The sequence below is a fragment of the Parapedobacter composti genome (genome assembly GCF_900112315.1).
GTDB lineage: Bacteria > Bacteroidota > Bacteroidia > Sphingobacteriales > Sphingobacteriaceae > Parapedobacter > Parapedobacter composti.
This window is the reverse complement of record NZ_FOLL01000012.1, coordinates 69,829-90,377: the sequence shown is the minus strand read 5'-3', so window position 1 is coordinate 90,377 and position 20,549 is coordinate 69,829. Positions and strand designations below refer to the sequence as shown.

Genomic DNA, 20,549 nt, shown 5'->3' with positions numbered 1-20,549 from the left:
GGGTAAAGATTGTTTAGGGCCGCAAGATAGGGAATCATTCGTTTTTTTGTACCATCTAATAAAAAAAAGAAGAAGCCGTCTCGTTACTTTTTGAGACGGCTTCTATTTAAAATGCTATTGCCCCATTACAATTTGCTGTTTACATCAAGGGCGTTCAATTCCTCAAACGCTTGGGTAAGGCGTTTTACGAAGTGCTCTTCACCTTTACGCAGCCACACCCGCGGATCATAATACTTTTTGTTCGGTGAATCCGCGCCTTCGGGATTGCCTATCTGGCTTTGCAGGTAACCTTCTTTAGCTTGGTAATAGTTCCGTACGCCGTCCCAAAACGCCCATTGCATGTCGGTATCGATGTTCATTTTGATAGCGCCGTAAGATATCGCTTCGGCAATTTCCTCCGGTGCAGAACCTGACCCTCCGTGAAACACAAAATTTACTGGTTTTTCGGCGGACAATCCAAACTTCTCCCGGATGTATTGCTGCGAATTATTTAGAATGACGGGTTGCAGTTTCACATTGCCGGGCTTGTATACGCCATGCACATTACCGAAAGCAGCAGCCACCGTGAATTTATTGCTCACCTTGTTCAGCTCCTCATAAGCATAAGCGACTTCTTCGGGTTGCGTGTACAACTTTGAACTATCAACATCCGTATTGTCAACGCCGTCTTCTTCCCCTCCCGTTACTCCGAGCTCAATTTCTACCGTCATGCCAAGCGGCTTCATCCGCTCTAAGTATGTCTTCGAGATTTCTATGTTTTCTTCGATGGGTTCTTCGGAAAGATCGAGCATGTGCGACGAAAACAGTGGCTTGCCATACTGTTTATAAAAACGTTCGCCATGGTCAAGCAATCCGTCAATCCAGGGCAATAACTTCTTGGCCGCGTGATCCGTATGGAGAATAACAGCCACACCGTAATGCTCAGCCAACAGGTGCACATGCTGAGCCGCAGACACAGCCCCCAGTACACACGCCTTTAAGTTATCATTGTTCAGGGACTTGCCTGCGTAAAACTGCGCTCCGCCGTTTGATAACTGAATGATCACAGGCGAATTAACCGCTTTAGCAGTTTCCATCACAGCGTTAATGGAATTGGTGCCAATTACGTTGACCGCCGGCAATGCAAACTTATTGGCTTTTGCCACTTCAAACAGTTCTTGTACAGCATCACCGGTAACCACCCCTTTAAAATCTTTCAAGCTCATGGTAATATCTTTAAATTTAATGTCCTTAAAGGCCTCGAAAGTAAGGATAATTTTTCTAAAAGCACAACTTCAATACCGCAATGCCAATCCACCGTAAAAATTCCGCGGCGCCGCAGCATTAAAGAACCGGCCCGAGGTATCAGGCATACCGGCGGCAACAAATGCATTGATGTCATTTCCCAGACTGTACCGTTCATTCAACAGGTTATCGCCGCCTGCAAACACCTGTACCACCAGCTTGTTACCCAATGGCCTATCCCAGCTAAACTTCGCTTGTAGCAAATGATAGCTTTCAGCAAATACTGTATTGGCATCATTTAGTGGTATGGCCGATGTGTAATTATGCATCAGGAACAACGTGATGGCTTCCGGCAACAGTGCTTTAACACTGCCTATTGCCGTCGCAGCGGGCACGCCGGTAAGCTTATTCCCCGTAAAGTTTTGCCCGCTGATATGGTAATCGCCGAACCTGAATCGGCTCAGCGTTAGGCCGGCACCCAATTCTAAGCCACGCAACAGACCTTTCCCGTGCGGCGTAACAGCCCATGCATCGGCAGACAGCTCCAGGCCCCGCTGTTTCACTTCCCCGGCGTTGCTGAAAAATTCGGCGCCGTTTTCACGCAGTTGCCGAATAATTGCGTCTTCCATACGATAGTAAAACACGGAACCATCCATTCGAACACGGCGATTGGTTGACTGCCATCGGAACCCCACTTCATGGTTCCAGCCCGTTTCAGCCTCAAGGCCTGTATTAACAATATTGTCAGAAGGCCGCACCTCGGCAATAGTCGGAGGCGAGTATCCCCTCGAAACCGATCCCCTCCACGCCCATTGCGGAGACAGTTCATAGGAAAGCGCCACCCTGGGCATCCATTCCGCGTCAAACGCCTTGCGCCGGTACCCCGAATCTTCTTCCGGGAAAACTGTCCGGAACCTATAACCATAATAATTAAGGCTCAATGAAGTTTCCAGAAACAGGCGGTTAAAAACGGTGGCCCCAAAGCGCGCAAAATAAAAATACTGCCGGCTCCGCAAGACGTCGGCGGCTTGGGCATCGCCTCGTGTACCGCCGTGGTTATCATAGTTAGACACATCTGTACTGCCGTGCTGCCATTCCATCCCAAGGTTGGCCTGCCATGATAACGCCGGGGACACACGGTCTGCATAGTTAAGGTAGGTCCGGAAACCGACCGAATATTCATCCCGTAGTTCATAATTGGTGATGAATGGATTCCTGAAATCTGTCAGCATCCCAAAGACAGCAGCCACATGCTTAAATTTATGGCCTATGCCGGTTTCATGAACCACACCGCCGAAAAGTGTTTTGTTAATCACGCCGGCTTGTTGGTCGACCGCCCCCGGCAAGGCACCCGCAGCCGGACGCGCCTGTCTTGGGTTCTCCGCATACTGTGCCGCGGTGAGCCCTCCGGGTGTGCGGTATTGCAAATCGGAATACAGCGCTATCAGGCGCATTTCGCGATTGGCTTGGTATCTCCATCGCTGAATAGTTTGCAACGCCGTCCGCTTCATCGCCGAATTTTCCCGGTAACCGTCAGTGCGCTGATACCCTTGATTAACGGCCAAGCGGTAGGTTTGCGAAGGATTCACAGCAATTGAAAATTGTTGATGGAACAACCCGTACGAGCCCGCGTTGAGACGTAACGCTCCGGTACTTTCGTCATTCCCCAGCCCCGCCGGATGAAAGCGTACTACCCCGCCTGAATTAGCGCCGAAAAGACTGCCATCCGGGCCTTTCAAGATCTCGATCTGATCGATGCTGGACGCATCAAGAATGTTAAGGTAAGTATTCCCACCGGCATCCGTCAGCGGCAACTCATCGTAGTACACCTTTACGTTGCGTACCCCAAACGGCGAGCGCAGGAGGCTACCCCGAATGGATAACCGGTAGCTTCCCGGCGAACGCTCCTCCATACGTACCCCCGGCACGGTGTTAAAAGCGGGTAGCAAGGAAGCCCCGCTTTGGTTAGCCAGGGCGGCGCTACTGATTACCCCCGCAGAGCCGGTAAGCTTAAACAACGGCTGTGACGTGAAATATGCGTTTACAGTTACTTCTTGTAGTCTTGTCGTGCTGTCTTGGGGCGATTGCCCCGCGGATGCATAACTGGCCGATAAAGCCGCTATAAAAACAATAATAAAAGCTCGTGTCATACTTGTCAGAAATCGGTCCGAAAATAACGAATATCCATCCGATATTAACCGTCCCCTATGTTTGTAACATCATTTAAACTTTAAAGATTGCCAGAAGTCTAAAAAACTAAACGTAACAGACAATACCATGAGATCAATAGTCATTATATCCTTATCCATCGTGCTTAGCTGTGCCGGTGGGTTTATTTATGGGCAGGAAACCAACACCCAGCACATCTCGAAGCTGGTCATTGGCAAAAAGAAAAAAGAGACGTTCGCTGGCAGGGATTCGACACTAGTGCTCCATATAGACACGTTGGTAATGAAAGACCGCGCGCAGCTTTTATTCTTCGGAAAAAAAGACGTTAAGCTGACCATCGGCCATGCTGAAATCGACAAACGTGGTTACATATTCGGCACAGACGGTAAAAACAACGGCACCGATTTCGACATTGATGTAAAATTCAATAAACTTGGCCAACTGTATGTATTGGCCGGAGGCAGGGACGCCAACAACAACGGCTCCCGGACTTTCCCCAATGGCGACGGCGGCGATGTCAACTTGGTGTATGACAGTAGCGGTATCGTGCCACAGACATCAGACAAACAAGCACCGCATTACCTTCACCTCGATACCCGCGCCGGTGGATACCGGGTAAATCCGCAGACTGATTTGAATAATATCTATAGCCTTATCAATATGCGATCGGCAGGGCGTCCCCTCGGCAACCTGGCTCAAGGGCAGGTATACTCCGGATCTCCGGGACGAGATGGAAAAAGCACCGTAGAAGCCCGTCCCTGATGTACCTGAATCCGCCCCGCGAGGGACGCGAGCCGGCTTACCGGTTTTATCTGTCTACGCCCGACTCGACAGTCACCCGCTCCAATGCATAACGGATAGCTACACCGAAAGGCGTTAGCTTAATGGGGTATAATCCCTTCAGTCCGTTATTTGTAGCAACCAGGTCATGCCGCATATAGGCAATAAACGCAGCGGCCACATCTTGTTCAAACTGGTAAACATAGCGGCTAAAAAAAACCGACAATGACACACCCAACCCCGGCAACGCAAGCACTGTTTTTTTCAGCCGTATGATGGCCAGATAACGTTCAAACGCTTCACGATAGGTCATTACCTCCGGCCCTCCGATATCAAATGTCTTTCCGTAGGTGTTTTCATCCAACATCATGCTGCTGAAATAACTACAGACGTCCAACAGGTGTACAGGCTGGCAACGGCTCGTGGCAAACTCTTTAGGAAGGATAACGAGCTGTTGTTTAGCGAGCGTAGATAAAATGTTAACCAAAGATGAGCCTTTCCCGATGATATTGCTGACCCGTACAATCGTGTAGCCAAACCCGCTCTGGCGGATATACGATTCAATCTTTTCCAGATTATCGTCGGTTAGCTTCGTCACATAAATCAGATGCTGGCATGCCGTCGCCTGCAACGCTTGGATGTATTTCTGCAAAGCAATGGACTCCATTTCCAGCCGGATATCAAGTTCATTTATGGGAGACTGATTGAAATAAAAGGCTACCTGCGTTTCACTATCGATTCCCAAAGGCAACTCGCGGCGGAACAGATCACCCTCGATGATATGGAGACCTTCCCGTTCCTGCACATGTTTATGAAAGAATTTACGGCTGCGCACCAAACAAGTTACCTGATGATCAGCACTGGCAAGACAGGTGGCAACATTCCTTGCCAAATAATTATTAAGACCGGTTATCAGGACCTTCATATGCTATCCTTTAAGAATATGGCTTGGTTTTATTATATCCAATACATTCAGAAGCCCAAAAAGTTTTCCAACGGGATATTTTTTCGCAAAGGTAAGATTTCTTCCGGTAAATCAAATTCCGGTTTAATTGTCAATATTCTGTCATCCCCAACCCTAAACCTTACAAGCGTCACGATTAAACCTTATATTTGTAGAATTTAAGCTATTGCATTGCATGGATAGAAAAACAATTCTGGTTTGGTTCAGGAACGATCTGCGCGTCCACGACAACGAGATTCTGCTTCGGGCCACGGAGCGTGCCCACCAGGTTGTACCTGTCTATTGCTTTGACCCCAGGTATTTCACCACTACCCGCTACGGCACCAAAAAAACAGGGGTATTGCGCGCTGAATTTATACGTCAAAACGTGCGGGCATTGCAGCAAGCACTCCAGCGGTTGGGGGGTAATCTCATCATTGCACACGGGCTTCCGGAAGTAGTGCTTCCCCAAATTGCAGAACAGCACCAGGTAGACGAAGTGTATCACCACCGCGAAGTGGCATACGAAGAAACCCAGATATCCGCGCTTGTGGAAGAAGCCCTGTGGAAAATGCAAATCAATCTCCGGCATTTCATCGGCCATACGCTGTATCACAAAGAAGACCTCCCCTTTCCAATAAAAGACATCCCTGATGCTTTCGGTATTTTCAGAAAAAAAACCGAACGGGAAAGCGACATTAGGCCCCAGTTAGGGGTTCCGGAGATTATCCGCGTACCGGAAAACATCGATATCGGCCGGTTACCTGATCTGGAAGAGCTCGGATTTGACAAAGCGGAAATCGCGCAAACGCGCCACGTGCCGTTTAAAGGAGGGGAAGAAGAGGCGCTCCGCCAGATGGACACCTATCTAAGCGCCCACTCCGCAGGTGTGGATTTCTCCAACCTTTCTCCTTACATCGCAATAGGCGCCCTTTCGCCCAACACGCTGTATCACGCGGCAAAAAAAGCAGAAAAGACGGTCTCAGATAAGAAACGTGTTGAACAGCTTATATTAAAATTATTATGGCGTGACTATTACAGGTTCATGTTTAAAAAACATGGCAACCGCTTTTTTAAGGTTAAGGGCCTTACCGATACGCTACCGGATATGAACGAAGAAGACGGCGACCTTTTCCATCGGTGGAAATCAGGCGACACAGGGAACCCTATCGTTGACAAAGGCATCCGTCAGCTCAACGATACCGGCCACATTCCCCATCATTTGCGCATGATAGTTGCTGCATACCTCATTCATGAGTTGAAAGTCAACTGGTTAAAGGGCGCAGCATGGTTCGAAGAAAAACTTATCGACTACGGTCCCGCCAATAATTACGGCAATTGGGCTCACCTGGCCGGTGTAGGAAGCAGCCAGAAAGAAAACAAACCCATCGATATCAAAAAGCTGAGCTCACGATTCTACCCCAAAGAAGCATATGTTTCCGGTTAACGGGTCGCTGTTAGTTCCTTGTTCCGGAACTTCCGGCATCGATTGTAAAAAACATATTATTGCCGATTACCAGTAAAATTTGGCTATAAAATTGCGGATATTCCTATGGTAAACAATTTATTAATTATAACTTTGACCCATCATTGCATAAACAACTAAATGGACAAGCTTTCTTATTTAAGTAACGCAGATTCGGCTTATATCGATTCATTGTACGAGGCATACAAGCAAGACCCCGAAGCTGTTGATTTTGGCTGGCGTAAATTTTTCGAAGGTTTTGACTTCGGCCAAACCGGCGCTGCGGGAACGACGCAGGCTACTCCCGATCACGTATTGAAGGAAATCAACGTACTGAACATGATCAATGGGTACCGGGATCGCGGACACCTGTTTACTGAAACCAACCCGGTGCGGCAACGCCGGAAGTATTACCCCGGAAAAGAGCTGGAAACCTTCGGCCTGAGCGAGTCCGATATGGACACGGTCTTCAACGCGGGTGTAGAGATAGGATTAGGTCCAGCCAAACTGCGGGATATCCGACAACTCATTGAAGACACCTATTGCCGTTCTATCGGTGCTGAATTTAAATACATCCGTAGCCCTGAAAAGATAAAATGGCTGCAGGATCGCATGGAAGGTGAACGTAACACACCCAACTTCCCCATTGAAAAGAAAAAGCGAATCCTGAAAAAGCTTAACGAGGCCGTGGTATTCGAGAATTTCCTCGGCACCAAGTTTCTCGGCCAAAAGCGTTTTTCGCTCGAAGGCGCGGAAAGCCTGATCCCTGCCCTGGATTCAGTTATCGAAAAAGGCGCTGATTTGGGCATCCGCGAATTTGTTATCGGAATGGCACACCGTGGGCGCCTTAACGTGCTAACCAATATATTGGGTAAATCATATGAAAGCATTTTCTCCGAATTTGAAGGCAAAACTTACGCAGAAGAGGCCGAACAGGATTTCGGGGGCGACGTCAAATACCATTTGGGATATTCCACCGATATCACTACAGACAATGGTGCCAGCGTCCATTTGAGCCTTGTGCCCAATCCTTCGCACCTGGAAACGGTAGACCCTGTCGTAGAGGGTATTGTCCGCTCCAAAATCGACATGAAATATGACGGTGACGCAACCAGAATAGCTCCCATACTTATACATGGAGACGCGGCTATTGCCGGGCAAGGCATCGTTTATGAGGTTATCCAAATGTCTAAGCTGGAAGGTTTCCGCACAGGCGGCACCATCCACATCGTCGTAAATAACCAAGTGGGCTTCACCACCAACTTCAAGGACGGACGGTCATCCACCTATTGTACCGATATCGCAAAGGTAACGCTATCGCCCGTTTTCCACGTGAACGGCGACGATGTTGAAGCATTGGTATATGCCATTAACCTGGCTGTGGAATACCGGCAGAAATACCACACCGACGTATTTATCGATCTGTTGTGCTACAGAAGATATGGCCATAACGAGGCAGATGAACCGAAATTCACCCAGCCGCTGTTATATAAAGCCATTGAGAAACACCCCAACCCCCGCGAAATTTACAACAAGAAATTACTTGAACAGGGCAGCGTGGATGCCAACCTGGCCAAGGAGATGGAAAAGGACTTCCGCAAACTCTTGCAGGAGCGTTTAGAAGAATCCAAGGAGGAAGAAAACCTAACCCAAGACAACCCGATGTATTCCGGTGCTTGGAAGGGTCTTCGCAAAGCGAGGTATGAAGATATTTTCGCGCCCGTGAAAACCGCGGTGGCCGAGAAAAACTTCCTCGCATTAGCCAAAGCCATCAGCACATTGCCAAAAGACAAAAAATTCTTCCGTAAGATATCCCGTCTGTTCGAGGAACGGCTCAAAATGGTAAACACCAAAACATTCGATTGGGCTATGGGCGAATTGATGGCGTATGCTACCCTGCTTGACGAAGGGTTCCGTGTACGGATAAGCGGACAGGATGTGGAGCGCGGAACATTTTCTCACAGGCATGCTGTTCTGACCCTCGAAGATTCGGAGGAAGAATACATTCCGTTGCAGCAAATCAGCGGTGGCGAACGGTTTAACGTCTACAATTCCCATCTATCTGAATATGGCGTATTGGGATTCGAGTACGGCTATGCATTGGCTAATCCGCAATCATTGACCATCTGGGAAGCCCAATTTGGAGATTTTTACAACGGCGCGCAGATCATCGTCGATCAGTACATATCCAGTGCTGAAACCAAATGGCGCCGTTCTAACGGCTTGGTAATGCTTCTGCCCCACGGGCTGGAGGGCCAGGGACCGGAACACTCATCCGCACGGATCGAGCGTTTTCTTGAACTCTGTGCCGAAAACAACATGCAGATCGTTAATTGCACCACGCCGGCCAACTTCTTCCATGTGCTACGCAGGCAACTTAAGCGCGACTATCGGAAACCGCTGATTGTCTTTACTCCGAAAAGCCTGCTAAGGCATCCCAAGGTTGTAAGTAACATCGCGGAATTCACTGGCAAATCCCAGTTCCAGGAAGTGATTGATGACAATTACGTGAAATCGGCCGATGTAAAGCGCGTATTGTTCTGCTCCGGAAAAATTTATTATGATCTGCTTGAAAAGCAACAGGCTGATGAACGCAAGGATGTAGCGATCATACGGGTAGAACAGCTCTACCCAACGCCAATGGATAAGCTACGGGCAGTACGCAACAAGTACAAAAACGCCTCCGAGTTCATTTGGGTGCAGGAAGAACCCGAAAACATGGGCGCTTGGCCGTATATCTGCCGCAAATTCCGTAACCGCAACATCACACTGGACGTTGTATCCCGCAAAGAAAGCAGCAGTACAGCTACCGGCTATGCCAAGCAACATATTACACAACAACTAGCCGTGGTTGGCAGGGCTTTTGAGGACAAAAATGCCGGACAGGAGGTGAAGGATCAGGTAAAAGCGAATGTAAAAGTTGCCCAAAAAGTCGATTGACCATTTGCAAACAGCATTATAATATAAACATATATGAGCGTAGAAATAAAAGTACCGACCGTGGGCGAATCCATTACGGAAGTCACCCTTTCCCAATGGCTGAAACAAGACGGCGATTATGTGGAAATGGACGAGAACATCGCCGAACTCGAGTCGGACAAGGCAACGTTTGAATTGCCGGCCGAAAAAGCCGGTATCCTTAGGATCGTAGCGCAGGAGGGCGACACCCTTTCAATCGGAGCACTGGTAGCGACCATAGAAGAAGGCGCTGCACCCGCCGGAAACGGGGATAAACAAGCAGACAAACCTGCGTCTCCCCAGGAAGACAAGGCACAAACCGCCGGTAAGCCCGAGCCTGCCACGGATGCAGACGGCGAGGGCAGCAATTACGCAACGGGAACCGCATCCCCCGCCGCGGCAAAGATAATAAGGGAGAAAAACCTCGATCCTGCATCCATCCAGGGTACAGGCAAAGACGGGCGCATTACCAAGGAAGACGCTGAAAAGGCAGAAGCGCCAAAGGCGCAGCCTGCCAGCACCGCCAAGCCGGCATCAGATAAAACCGCGGCACCGAAAACCACGCCGGGCTCACGGAACGAACGGCGGGAGAAAATGTCGTCCCTGCGCAAGACCATTTCCAGGCGCCTGGTTGCCGTGAAAAATGAAACCGCCATGCTCACTACCTTCAATGAGGTAAACATGAAGCCCATTATGGATCTGCGCGCTAAATATAAGGAGCTATTTAAGGAAAAACACGGCGTAGGACTTGGCTTCATGTCATTCTTTACCAAAGCAGTGTGTACAGCTTTAAAAGAATGGCCTGCCGTAAACGCACGTATTGAGGGAGACGAGATAGTTTATAGTGACTTTGTAGATGTATCCATTGCGGTTTCAGCCCCTAAAGGATTGGTCGTTCCGGTTATCCGGGATGCCGATTCGTTATCCCTGCATGAAATTGAAAAGGCCGTGGTGGAATTGGCCACCAAAGCAAGGGAAAACAAGCTGACCATTGAAGAGATGACGGGCGGAACATTTACCATAACCAACGGCGGCGTATTTGGTTCCATGATGTCAACACCGATTATCAATGCCCCCCAGTCGGCAATACTCGGCATGCATAACATCATTGAACGTCCTGTAGCAGAAAACGGCCAGGTGGTGATACGTCCAATGATGTACATCGCCATGTCTTATGACCACCGGATTATCGACGGGCGAGAATCCGTGAGCTTCCTCGTGCGTGTAAAACAACTACTTGAAGATCCCGCCAGGTTACTACTGGAAGTTTAAGTTCGTTTTTACTACGAAATAAAATGTTATCGCTGCCCTGCCGCTCATGCAGGGCAGTTTTTTTTTGGGGCCGAGCTATTGTTCTTCCCCCGCTATCGTCACCTTCACGCCCATACGTTCCAACGCTTTTACCGTTTGCGGCGAAACGCCGTTATCGGTAATAATTTGATCGACCTCTTCTATCCCGCATATGCGGCCAAACCCCCGGCGACCGAACTTTGTGGAGTCGGCTAATACAATAACCCGCTGCGAAACCTCCATCATCTTCCGGTTGAGATGGGCTTCCTGAGCGTTAGTCGTCGTTAACCCGAAATCCAAATCAATCCCATCCACGCCCAGAAAGAGCTTACTGCAAAAGAAGTCGTTCAGAATCGATTCAGCGTATCGTCCGGTTACCGATGTAGAGCTTTTCCGGAGAATACCACCCAACTGCAAAATCTCCACATTGGGATGTTTGATCAACTGTACCGCTACGTTCAACGCCGATGTCACCACAGTCAAGTTCCCTATCGGCTGAATCTCCTGGGCCATCGCTTGCACGGTGGTACCGGAAGCAATAATGACGGAATCATTATCCGTAATCAATGATGCCGCTTCACGCGCAATAGCGGCTTTCTCCGCAGCCTGTATCTTTTCCTTTTCAAAAACTGTACGGTCAATCGTGTACGGATTGTTCAGCGTGGCTCCGCCATGCGTACGGAAAAGCAACTGCCGGTCTTCCAGCAATTTCAAATCTTTCCGGATCGTCACCGAAGATACCTCCAACAGCTTGCACAGCTCCAGTACATTAACAGCACCGTTCTGTTGAAGTTGGTTCATGATAAACTGATGGCGTTCTACATTATTCATAGTCCTTATTATAGCGTGTGCACTAAGATAAAGAATTTGCATTCACTTTCATCTAAATGAAATATTTTTTTGTTTCGTTTTATTTCGATTTTAATTTAAAAATTTCGTTTTGTTTTATTTATATTTTCATTTAGCTTTGCATACGACACGAAATATTTCAATTAGTTACGAAAAACACCAGCATCAATGCAGACCCCGCTTTTGGACCGGAATACTTCTCTTGATCAAGCACTACGCACCCCGCAATGGGACATTGCTATCGTCGGCGGTGGTGCTACCGGACTGGGGGTTGCCCTTGATGCGGCTTCGAGGGGGTACAAGACGATTTTGCTGGAGCAGCATGACTTTGCCAAGGGCACGTCTAGCAGGAGTACCAAGCTGGTGCATGGCGGTGTCCGTTATCTCGCCATGGGCGATATCAAACTGGTTTATGAAGCTTTGCGCGAACGGGGCATCATTTTCAAAAATGCTCCGCACCTGGCACACGCTCAACCCTTTATTATACCGTGTTATTCGCTGTTCAGCAAGTGGAAATACCTCGTCGGATTGAAAGTTTACGATTGGATGGCAGGGCGCTACCGTATTGGAAAATCTACGTTTATAACCAAGGCCGAAACCAGTCGCGCCCTTCCAGGAGTAAAAACCCGAAACCTCAAAGGTGGCGTCCGCTATTTCGACGGGCAATTCGACGATGCACGGCTGGCCGTTAACCTTGCCCAGACCGCCGCAGGCTATGGGGCTGCATTGCTCAATTACACAAAGGTAACGGCATTGCTTAAGGACGAAAACGGGAAAATGGCGGGCCTTCAATTTGTCGACGTGGAAAATGCAACCACCCACACCATCCGGGCAAAGGCCGTCGTTAACGCCACCGGTGTCTTTGTCGATGATATCCTGAAACTGGATACCGGAGACCATCGCCCGCTGGTACGCCCCAGCCAGGGAACCCACATCGTGGTAGACCGAACTTTCCTCGGAGACAAAGAGGCATTGATGATTCCACAAACCAGCGACGGACGGGTATTATTCGGTGTGCCGTGGCACGGTCACCTGCTGTTGGGCACCACAGACACCCCCATCGACCAGCATAGCCTGGAACCTGTCCCCCTTGATACTGAAATTGACTTTATCCTGAATACGGCAGCGGCCTACCTGTCCAACCCGCCGAAGCGATCGGATATCCGCAGCATATTTGCCGGACTGCGTCCATTGGCTGCTCCCGCTGACAATGAAAGTGGCTCTACCAAAGAAATTTCCCGCGATCATAAACTGATCGTCAACCGTTCCGGCCTGATTACGATCACCGGAGGAAAATGGACGACCTACCGGAAAATGGCTGAAGACACCGTGGATAGCGCCATCGAAACGGCGGCGTTAGTCCCTAAGCCCTGCCACACGAAGACTATTAAGATACATGGACACGGCGCCACGGAATTGCAAGGCCATTGGGCGACGTACGGCAGTGACGCCCATCACATACAGGCCCTTGCAGATACCGACCCGAAACTGGGTATAAAATTGATTGACGGGCTTGACCACATTGCCGCGGAAGTGGTGTGGGCAGTACGGCATGAAATGGCACGGACGGTGGAAGACGTGCTGGCCCGCCGGCTGAGAATACTGTTTCTGGATGCGGCGAAGTCTGCAGAGATGGCAGTCACGGTGGCAGCCATCATGGCCACCGAATTGGGCAAAGACGAAGCTTGGATTGCGAACCAACTCTCACAGTATAACGCCTTGGCCAGCCAGTACCTGCCCGGGCATGCAATGGGTGTAACATAAAAATGATGGCGTAATAAATAGTGGACTGTCAAATAACCAATATAATGAACCAATACATATTAGCATTAGACCAAGGCACAACCAGTTCAAGGGCGATTCTCTTTGACAGGGACGGCAATATCGTATCCCTGGCGCAAAAAGAATTTAAGCAGTATTACCCCCAGTCAGGCTGGGTTGAGCATGACGCAACGGAAATCTGGTCGAGCCAGCTTTCCGTTGCCACGGAGGCCGTCGCAAGAGCCGGACTGAAAGCATCGTCCATTGCAGCTATAGGCATTACCAACCAACGGGAAACCACCGTTGTGTGGAACAAAAACACCGGGCATCCCATCTGCCCGGCCATCGTCTGGCAAGACCGGCGCACAGCAGCATACTGTGACACCCTGAAAGAAAACGGCCACAGCGAGACCATCCGGAAAAAAACAGGACTCTTGATCGACGCTTACTTTTCGGCCAGCAAAATTAACTGGATACTCAACAACGTGGAAGGTGCGCGGGAGCAGGCGGAAAACGGGCAGCTGGCCTTCGGAACCATTGATTCGTGGTTGATATGGAATCTTACCGGTGGCGAAAAGCACCTTACCGATGTCTCCAATGCATCACGTACCATGCTGTATAACATCAACACGCTGGAATGGGATGACGAACTACTGTCGCTCTTCGGTATCCCGAAAAGCATGTTGCCGCAAGTGCGGAGCTCATCGGAAGTATACGGCGAGACGGCCGCAAACATTCTCGCCGCCAAAATACCCATTGCAGGCATTGCAGGCGACCAGCAAGCTGCCCTGTTCGGGCAACTGTGCACCAAAACAGGCATGGTTAAAAACACATATGGCACAGGCTGTTTCATGCTGATGAACATCGGCGATAAACCCGTACTGTCCGAAAACAACCTGGTTACCACCATCGCATGGCAACTGGGAGAACAGGTAAGCTACGCCCTTGAGGGCAGTATATTCATTGGTGGCGCCATTGTCCAGTGGCTTCGGGACGGACTGGGCATCATCCGCAATTCAGCCGATGTGGAACCCCTTGCCCGGAGCGTAAGCGATACCGATGGCGTATACCTCGTACCGGCATTCGCCGGATTGGGTGCTCCCCATTGGGATCCCTACGCCCGCGGAACCATCGTCGGACTCACCCGGGGCAGCACCGCCGCCCACATTGCACGGGCAGCGCTGGAAGGCATCGCATTCCAGACGGTAGACATCCTCCGCGCCATGGAAGCCGATGCGGGCGCCAGCATCAAGGAGTTGCGGGTGGATGGCGGAGCCACGGCAAACAACCTCCTGCTGCAGCTTCAGGCCGACATACTGCAGGCGCGGGTGGTCAGACCGCAAATCACGGAAACCACTGCCATCGGCGCCGCATACCTGGCAGGCCTGGCGGTAGGCCTCTGGCAAAGTGTAGACGACATCCAAAACCAGTGGCAAATTAACCAGACATTCACTCCCGATACAACTTACGATGCCACATCGGCTATCGCCAGGTGGCACCGCGCCGTCGAAACAGCGAAAACGTTTAAGTAATCGGTGACCCGCACTCACCGGACACCAAACCCAACAAAACCAATTATGACTCCATTTATAGCAGAAATCATCGGTACAGGCGCCCTCATCCTGCTGGGCGGCGGCGTAGTAGCCAATGTCATACTTAACGGCACCAAGGGACACAACGGTGGTTGGATAGTCATCACCACCGCATGGGCTTTGGCCGTATTCGTCGGCGTAGTTATCGCCGGCCCCTACAGCGGAGCCCATCTTAACCCCGCGGTTACACTCGCTATGTTCATCGCCGGCAATATCGATGGCTCGGATGCACTTGTTTATATTGCTGGGCAATTTATCGGCGCCATGGCCGGGGCATTCCTTGTATGGCTGGTGTATCAAGATCATTTCCGGGTAACCGATGATCCGGGGACCAAACAGGCGGTCTTCTGCACCAGTCCTGCCATCCGGAACCTTCCAGTAAATCTTATCAGTGAAGTCATCGGCACCTTTGTATTGATTTTAACCATCTTTTATTTCACAGATGCCGAGCTGACAGACGAACGGGCAATACCGATTGGCCTGGGTTCGCTGGGAGCGCTTCCGGTCGCCTTCCTCGTTTGGGTCATCGGACTATCATTGGGCGGCACTACCGGCTATGCGATTAATCCGGCCCGCGATCTGGGACCGCGCATTGTACATTCGTTGCTACCCTTTAAGAATAAGGCAGGTTTCAACGGATCTTACGCTTGGGTGCCGGTCGTTGGGCCACTCATCGGAGCAACGTTGGCCACTTTACTTCACCTCTTATTGAACACATAAAAAAACATTTAATCATATTAAATTTTATTTCAAAAAATTTTACACAACATCATATTTGCCTAATATAGCATTAAACTAATTAACCAATTAACCAATCATCAAATACTTCAATTGACGGATAGATCTGCTATCGTACGTCGTCTGCGCTGTCAATTGTTTTTCCTCAAAAAAACTTTGATAACCCAAACTTAACACATATTAAACATTACAATAAGATAATTGCAACTCAAACAAACAGTACTAAAGAAATGAAAACAAATATGAAATGAAAAATTACTATTTATTAACATTTTTTTCAGCTTTCTTATTTTTTGCGCTGGGATGCAGCAAAAACGAAAGCAACATCGGTCAAAAAGAACATGACCCAAACAAACCGATTATACTATCCTCTTTTTCCCCCCGTGAGGGAGGAGCAAAAGACAAGGTTTTATTAGATGGGGATAACTTTGGAAGCGATGCCAGCAAAATCGAAGTGTATTTCAATAACACCCGGGCCGCTGTGGTTTCCTCCAGCGGAAACCGGATTTATGCTATCGTGCCTCGTCTTCCCGGCGAAAATCCAGTCATCAAGGTCGTGATTGGAGAGCAATCCGCCACTTACGAAGATACGTTCACCTACACTGCCCAGGCACAGGTAACCACCGTTACAGGCAATGGCCAGACGGCCTTTCGGGAAGGAACGCTTGCCACCGCCCAGGTTTACGGCAAGTATCTCGAACTGGATGCCGAGGGCAACCTGTTTATGTCTTGGCGGGATGGTGGCACATGGGGCGTAGCCCGGATCAATGAGCAACAGAATATCGTGACCGCACTTTACGAAGCAGCGACCACCGGCGAGCGTGTCCTCTTCGCGAACGGCTTAACTGTGGACCGCGTTACCGGCGTGCTGACTGCGTCTCATGAATCTGTTCCAGAAGTATTTTTTTCGTTTGACCCAAGAGAAGCCTGGAATCCCCGCCAGCGCAATGCGCAATTCTCTGAAGCGGAATATAACTCTATCGTATGGGCAGACAGATATGCCAACTTTATTACCTTCTGTCCGTACGACGGATATCTCTATACCCGATTCCGGGACGGTAAAGTCGCCAAGATACACCCCGACACCTACGAAGCAACTATTGTGCATCAGGGACCGTATGGATCGCAATACGGACAGGCAATTAATCCGGCAAAGCCCTGGGAGCTCTATATAACGCTGCATTCCAATGCTTCCCCGGTTGAATTCCGGCAGGGTATTATGGTCTTGGATCTTCGTAACCCGAACGGAACGGGCGGATTCAAACGGATCAACGCGCCAGGCGGTAGCGGCTTCCGGGATGGACCGGTTGAAGAGGCTATATTCAATCTGCCGAAAGACATCAAGTTTGACAACGATGGAAACATGTTCATTGCTGACTATGGCAACCATTGTATCCGCATGTTGTCTGCCGATGGTATCGTTACCACCGTCGCCGGACAGCCCGGAGTTGCAGGCTACAGAGATGGCGGACCGGTAGAATCGCTATTCAACCAACCCTGGGGGGTAGCGGTTAATGAGCAAGGCGATATCTACATCGCTGACTGGAGCAATGCGCGGATTCGCAAATTAGTTATTGAATAATAAAAGCCACTTATATATAATGAAGACCATTCATATTTTGTGCTTGTTGCCTTTGTGCTTATTGCACATGGCAACATTCGCGCAGCAAACCCAAGAGTTAACCGTTGCTGGTACGGTTGTCAATGAAGCCGGCGATCCATTATCTAATGTGTCGATTCATATCAAAGACAAGGCCGCTGCCGGCACATCAACCAATGCCGACGGGAAATTCAGTATCAACGTGATTTATGGCGATAGGCTGGTATTCACCTACGTGGGATATGAACCCTTTGAACATGTCGCCGTCGAATCGACCACTAATTTGACAGTCTCGCTCACCGACAAGAGTGAAGCCCTCGACGAGGTCGTCGTGGTTGGCTTGGGGACATCGCAAAGGAAAATCAGTTCCGTCGGTGCTATCACCACAGTCGACGTCAAGGATCTCCAAAGCCCCGCTCCTTCCATTACCAACCTTCTTGGAGGACGGGCAGCCGGCGTTATTTCGATGCAAACGAGTGGCGAACCGGGCCGTAACCTTGCTGAGTTCTGGGTGCGTGGTATCGGCACATTCGGGGCCAATAACAGTGCCCTCGTACTCATCGACGGGTTGGAAGGCGACCTGAACACCCTGGATCCGGCAGATATCGAGAGCTTTTCCATCCTGAAAGATGCCTCGGCTACCGCGGTATACGGAGTAAGGGGTGCCAATGGGGTAGTATTAGTGACAACTAAGAGAGGTCTAGTGGATCGCATCCAAATTACGGCACGTGCCAATACAACGCTTTCGCGGCTTAATCGCTTGCCACAATATCTGCGTGCTTATGATTATGCGCTATTGGCTAATGAGGCCAGTATTGTCCGCGGCGAGGCCCCGCTGTACAACGAAACTGAACTGGGCATCATTCAACACGGCCTGGATCCAGACATGTACCCTGATGTGGATTGGCAGAACGAGATTCTCAACAAGAACTTTTGGCGTCAAAGCTATTATATAAGCGGCCGGGGGGGCAGTGAAGTCACCCGCTATTTCCTGAGCCTGGGCGGCAACAGTGAAACAGCCGCATACAAAGTAGATAAAAACAGTCCGTATAGTTCTAACGTCGGCTTCAATACCTACAATTACCGGATTAACCTGGACATCAACCTGACAGAAAGCACCAGCATTTTCCTGGGATCGGATGGTTTTTTATCTGAGTTGAATCAGCCTGGGGTGGCCAATACCGACTATATCTGGGGCACACAGTCACGGCTCACCCCCGTGGCCATACCTACCCGGTATTCCAATGGCCTGTTACCGGGCCGTGGTACCGGAGACCGGTCGTCGCCGTATGTGATGATCAATCGTACAGGCAAAGCCTCTGACCAATTGTTTAAAGGCAAAGCAACCCTTGCCTTGAACCAAAATCTCTCACATGTATTGGACGGACTCAAATTCCGCGTTCAGGGTGCTTATGACATCAACAGCTATTTCAAAGAGCGACGGTGGGTACAGCCTGCCCTTTACGAAGCGACTGGCAGGAACTACGATGGATCACTCATCATGATGGAACGGGTACAGGAGCAATCGGCATCGTACGACCAATTGACGCGGCAATACCGCAAATTTTTTCTGGAGTCTGTCATCAACTACGATCAGCAATTCGGAGAAGACCACCGTACCTCCGCATTGGTCTATTACTACCTCAGTGATGCCAAAGACACCAAAGACGCAACGAACAACCTCGAAGCCATTCCGCTACGTTACCAAGGGGTATCCAGCCGGTTAACCTATGGGTTCCGGGATACCTACCTGCTTGACGTCAATTTCGGGTACACGGGGTCTGAAAACTTCCAGCCCGGCAGGCAGTATGGCTTTTTCCCATCCATAGCATTGGGCTGGGTACCAACAAGCTATCAATTCATGCAGGAAACCGCACCTTGGCTCGACTACTTCAAGATCAGAGCGTCTTATGGTACCGTTGGGAATGATCGAATCACCAGTATTCGTTTTCCCTACCTAACCAAGGTAGATCAAGGTTCAGGCAACGTATGGGGCGTTCCCGGAATTGAAACGATCAACGAAACCCGGATCGGAGCGGACAACCTGGCGTGGGAAAGAGCAATAAAGTCCAATTTGGGAATCGAAGGCAGGCTCTTGAACAATAAGATTGAGTTTATCGTTGATTTTTTCGAAGATCAACGTAATGGCATTTTCCAGCAGCGGGTGCAAGTGCCCGAATATGTGGGCGTCATATCCAACCCCTTTGCTAATGTGGGCCGGATGAAAAGTTCCGGAGCCGACGGAAACATCAGCTACACAACACAAGTTTCTCCCGACTTCGGCTTCACAGTGCGCGGTAACTTTACTTACTCCAAAAATGTAGTGCAAAATTGGGAGCAAGCCTATATGGAGTATCCCTATCTTGAATTCAATGGTTACCCCCACAATTCCATCCGCGGTTTTCAAGCCATTGGGCTTTTTAAAGACGAAGATGATATCAAGTACAGCCCCACGCAAACCTTTGGAACGGTCATGCCCGGCGATATAAAGTATAAGGATATCAACGGAGATGGTGTGATCAATGACCTCGATAAGGTACCGCTGACGCATAGTAATTATCCACTCACCATGTACGGCTTTGGCGGAGAGTTCCGCTACAAGAACCTGACGCTCGGCGTATTATTCAAAGGAACTGGGAAGACCTCGTTTTTCTATGTGGGGCAGTCGATGACCGAGCGAGTTGATGACGATTGGCGCAGATGGGAAGGCAGAACGCGGGTCTTCACAAACGGCATGGGCTACATGCCATTCTTCCAAGGTACCGAGGGCAACGTACTCACTTTGGCTGCTGATCCCAGCAACCGCTGGATTCCGCGGGAATATGCCCTGGAACATGGCATAGACCTTTCTTTGGCTGAAAATCCCAACGCTCGGTTCCCCCGCCTCCAATATGGCAACAACAGCAACAACAGCCAGTTATCCACCTTCTGGCAAGGAGACGCCCGTTACCTCCGCTTGCAGGAAGTCACGCTGAACTATCACGTAAACCCAGCGTTCCTTAAAAGGATTGGTATTTCTTCGATGGACCTGCAGTTCGTGGGCAACAATCTCTATATATGGGATAGCGTGAAAATCTTCGACCCCGAACAGGCCGCGTGGAATGGACGTAAATATCCCATACCGTCTACGTATTCGGTACAAGTATATATCAACCTTTAGACACAGACATAAATCAATGA

Annotated in this window: 13 protein-coding genes; 9 read left to right on the top strand and 4 right to left on the bottom strand. The window is 49.7% G+C overall.

Annotated features, from left to right (window positions below; translation table 11 throughout):
• Positions 1–125 precede the first annotated feature (125 nt).
• Both fbaA and BM030_RS13045 read right to left on the bottom strand, forming a co-directional pair.
• On the bottom strand, positions 126–1,205 hold the full coding sequence (gene fbaA / locus BM030_RS13050; RefSeq protein WP_090974043.1) for a class II fructose-bisphosphate aldolase: 1,080 nt from the start codon (positions 1,203–1,205) through the stop codon (positions 126–128).
• 69 nt (positions 1,206–1,274) lie between these two features.
• Entirely contained in the window at positions 1,275–3,374 is a 2,100-nt protein-coding gene (locus BM030_RS13045) for a TonB-dependent receptor (protein ID WP_090974042.1), read from the bottom strand.
• Positions 3,375–3,501: 127 nt separating this feature from the next.
• Here BM030_RS13045 and BM030_RS13040 point away from each other — a divergent pair, with 127 nt between their 5' ends.
• Positions 3,502–4,155, top strand: a complete 654-nt coding sequence (locus tag BM030_RS13040) for a hypothetical protein (protein WP_090974041.1) — start codon at positions 3,502–3,504, stop codon at positions 4,153–4,155.
• Positions 4,156–4,201: 46 nt separating this feature from the next.
• Here BM030_RS13040 and BM030_RS13035 read toward each other — a convergent pair whose 3' ends face one another.
• On the bottom strand, positions 4,202–5,098 hold the full coding sequence (locus tag BM030_RS13035; protein WP_139215893.1) for a Rossmann-fold NAD(P)-binding domain-containing protein: 897 nt from the start codon (positions 5,096–5,098) through the stop codon (positions 4,202–4,204).
• A gap of 214 nt (positions 5,099–5,312) precedes the next feature.
• Here BM030_RS13035 and BM030_RS13025 point away from each other — a divergent pair, with 214 nt between their 5' ends.
• The 3 genes from BM030_RS13025 (at position 5,313) to odhB (ending at position 10,811) form a co-directional block, all read left to right on the top strand.
• Positions 5,313–6,563 (top strand): DASH family cryptochrome, encoded by a 1,251-nt coding sequence (locus BM030_RS13025; RefSeq protein ID WP_090974038.1) that lies wholly within the window; start codon positions 5,313–5,315, stop codon positions 6,561–6,563.
• A gap of 159 nt (positions 6,564–6,722) precedes the next feature.
• Positions 6,723–9,521 (top strand): 2-oxoglutarate dehydrogenase E1 component, encoded by a 2,799-nt coding sequence (locus tag BM030_RS13020; RefSeq protein WP_090974037.1) that lies wholly within the window; start codon positions 6,723–6,725, stop codon positions 9,519–9,521.
• Between the two features lie 33 nt (positions 9,522–9,554).
• Positions 9,555–10,811: a 2-oxoglutarate dehydrogenase complex dihydrolipoyllysine-residue succinyltransferase gene (odhB, locus tag BM030_RS13015; protein WP_090974036.1), complete on the top strand. Its 1,257-nt coding sequence runs from the start codon at positions 9,555–9,557 to the stop codon at positions 10,809–10,811.
• A gap of 75 nt (positions 10,812–10,886) precedes the next feature.
• Here odhB and BM030_RS13010 read toward each other — a convergent pair whose 3' ends face one another.
• Entirely contained in the window at positions 10,887–11,660 is a 774-nt protein-coding gene (locus BM030_RS13010; protein ID WP_090974035.1) for a DeoR/GlpR family DNA-binding transcription regulator, read from the bottom strand.
• A 186-nt stretch (positions 11,661–11,846) separates the two neighbouring features.
• Between BM030_RS13010 and BM030_RS13005 the strand changes: the two genes are divergently transcribed.
• From BM030_RS13005 to BM030_RS12985, 5 genes are all read left to right on the top strand, one after another.
• Positions 11,847–13,442 (top strand): glycerol-3-phosphate dehydrogenase/oxidase, encoded by a 1,596-nt coding sequence (locus BM030_RS13005; protein ID WP_090974034.1) that lies wholly within the window; start codon positions 11,847–11,849, stop codon positions 13,440–13,442.
• Positions 13,443–13,486: 44 nt separating this feature from the next.
• Positions 13,487–14,971 carry a glycerol kinase GlpK gene (glpK, locus tag BM030_RS13000; RefSeq protein ID WP_170845726.1) on the top strand — a complete coding sequence of 495 codons (1,485 nt, stop codon included), beginning with the start codon at positions 13,487–13,489 and terminating at the stop codon, positions 14,969–14,971.
• Between the two features lie 45 nt (positions 14,972–15,016).
• Complete coding sequence (locus tag BM030_RS12995) at positions 15,017–15,751, top strand: MIP/aquaporin family protein (RefSeq protein WP_090974033.1); 735 nt, start codon at positions 15,017–15,019, stop codon at positions 15,749–15,751.
• A 265-nt stretch (positions 15,752–16,016) separates the two neighbouring features.
• Complete coding sequence (locus BM030_RS12990) at positions 16,017–17,351, top strand: IPT/TIG domain-containing protein (RefSeq protein ID WP_090974032.1); 1,335 nt, start codon at positions 16,017–16,019, stop codon at positions 17,349–17,351.
• 67 nt (positions 17,352–17,418) lie between these two features.
• Complete coding sequence (locus BM030_RS12985; RefSeq protein WP_244518926.1) at positions 17,419–20,529, top strand: SusC/RagA family TonB-linked outer membrane protein; 3,111 nt, start codon at positions 17,419–17,421, stop codon at positions 20,527–20,529.
• Positions 20,530–20,549: the final 20 nt, after the last annotated feature.

What these genes read in the sequence shown, in the direction of transcription:
- BM030_RS13005 (WP_090974034.1), top strand. Translation starts at nt 11,847, where the DNA reads ATGCAGACCCCGCTTTTGGACCGGAATACTTCTCTTGATCAAGCACTA.
- fbaA (WP_090974043.1), bottom strand. Translation starts at nt 1,205, where the DNA reads ATGAGCTTGAAAGATTTTAAAGGGGTGGTTACCGGTGATGCTGTACAA.
- BM030_RS12985 (WP_244518926.1), top strand. Translation starts at nt 17,419, where the DNA reads ATGGCAACATTCGCGCAGCAAACCCAAGAGTTAACCGTTGCTGGTACG.
- glpK (WP_170845726.1), top strand. Translation starts at nt 13,487, where the DNA reads ATGAACCAATACATATTAGCATTAGACCAAGGCACAACCAGTTCAAGG.
- odhB (WP_090974036.1), top strand. Translation starts at nt 9,555, where the DNA reads ATGAGCGTAGAAATAAAAGTACCGACCGTGGGCGAATCCATTACGGAA.
- BM030_RS13025 (WP_090974038.1), top strand. Translation starts at nt 5,313, where the DNA reads ATGGATAGAAAAACAATTCTGGTTTGGTTCAGGAACGATCTGCGCGTC.
- BM030_RS12995 (WP_090974033.1), top strand. Translation starts at nt 15,017, where the DNA reads ATGACTCCATTTATAGCAGAAATCATCGGTACAGGCGCCCTCATCCTG.
- BM030_RS13035 (WP_139215893.1), bottom strand. Translation starts at nt 5,098, where the DNA reads ATGAAGGTCCTGATAACCGGTCTTAATAATTATTTGGCAAGGAATGTT.
- BM030_RS12990 (WP_090974032.1), top strand. Translation starts at nt 16,017, where the DNA reads ATGAAAAATTACTATTTATTAACATTTTTTTCAGCTTTCTTATTTTTT.
- BM030_RS13045 (WP_090974042.1), bottom strand. Translation starts at nt 3,374, where the DNA reads ATGACACGAGCTTTTATTATTGTTTTTATAGCGGCTTTATCGGCCAGT.
- BM030_RS13010 (WP_090974035.1), bottom strand. Translation starts at nt 11,660, where the DNA reads ATGAATAATGTAGAACGCCATCAGTTTATCATGAACCAACTTCAACAG.
- BM030_RS13020 (WP_090974037.1), top strand. Translation starts at nt 6,723, where the DNA reads ATGGACAAGCTTTCTTATTTAAGTAACGCAGATTCGGCTTATATCGAT.
- BM030_RS13040 (WP_090974041.1), top strand. Translation starts at nt 3,502, where the DNA reads ATGAGATCAATAGTCATTATATCCTTATCCATCGTGCTTAGCTGTGCC.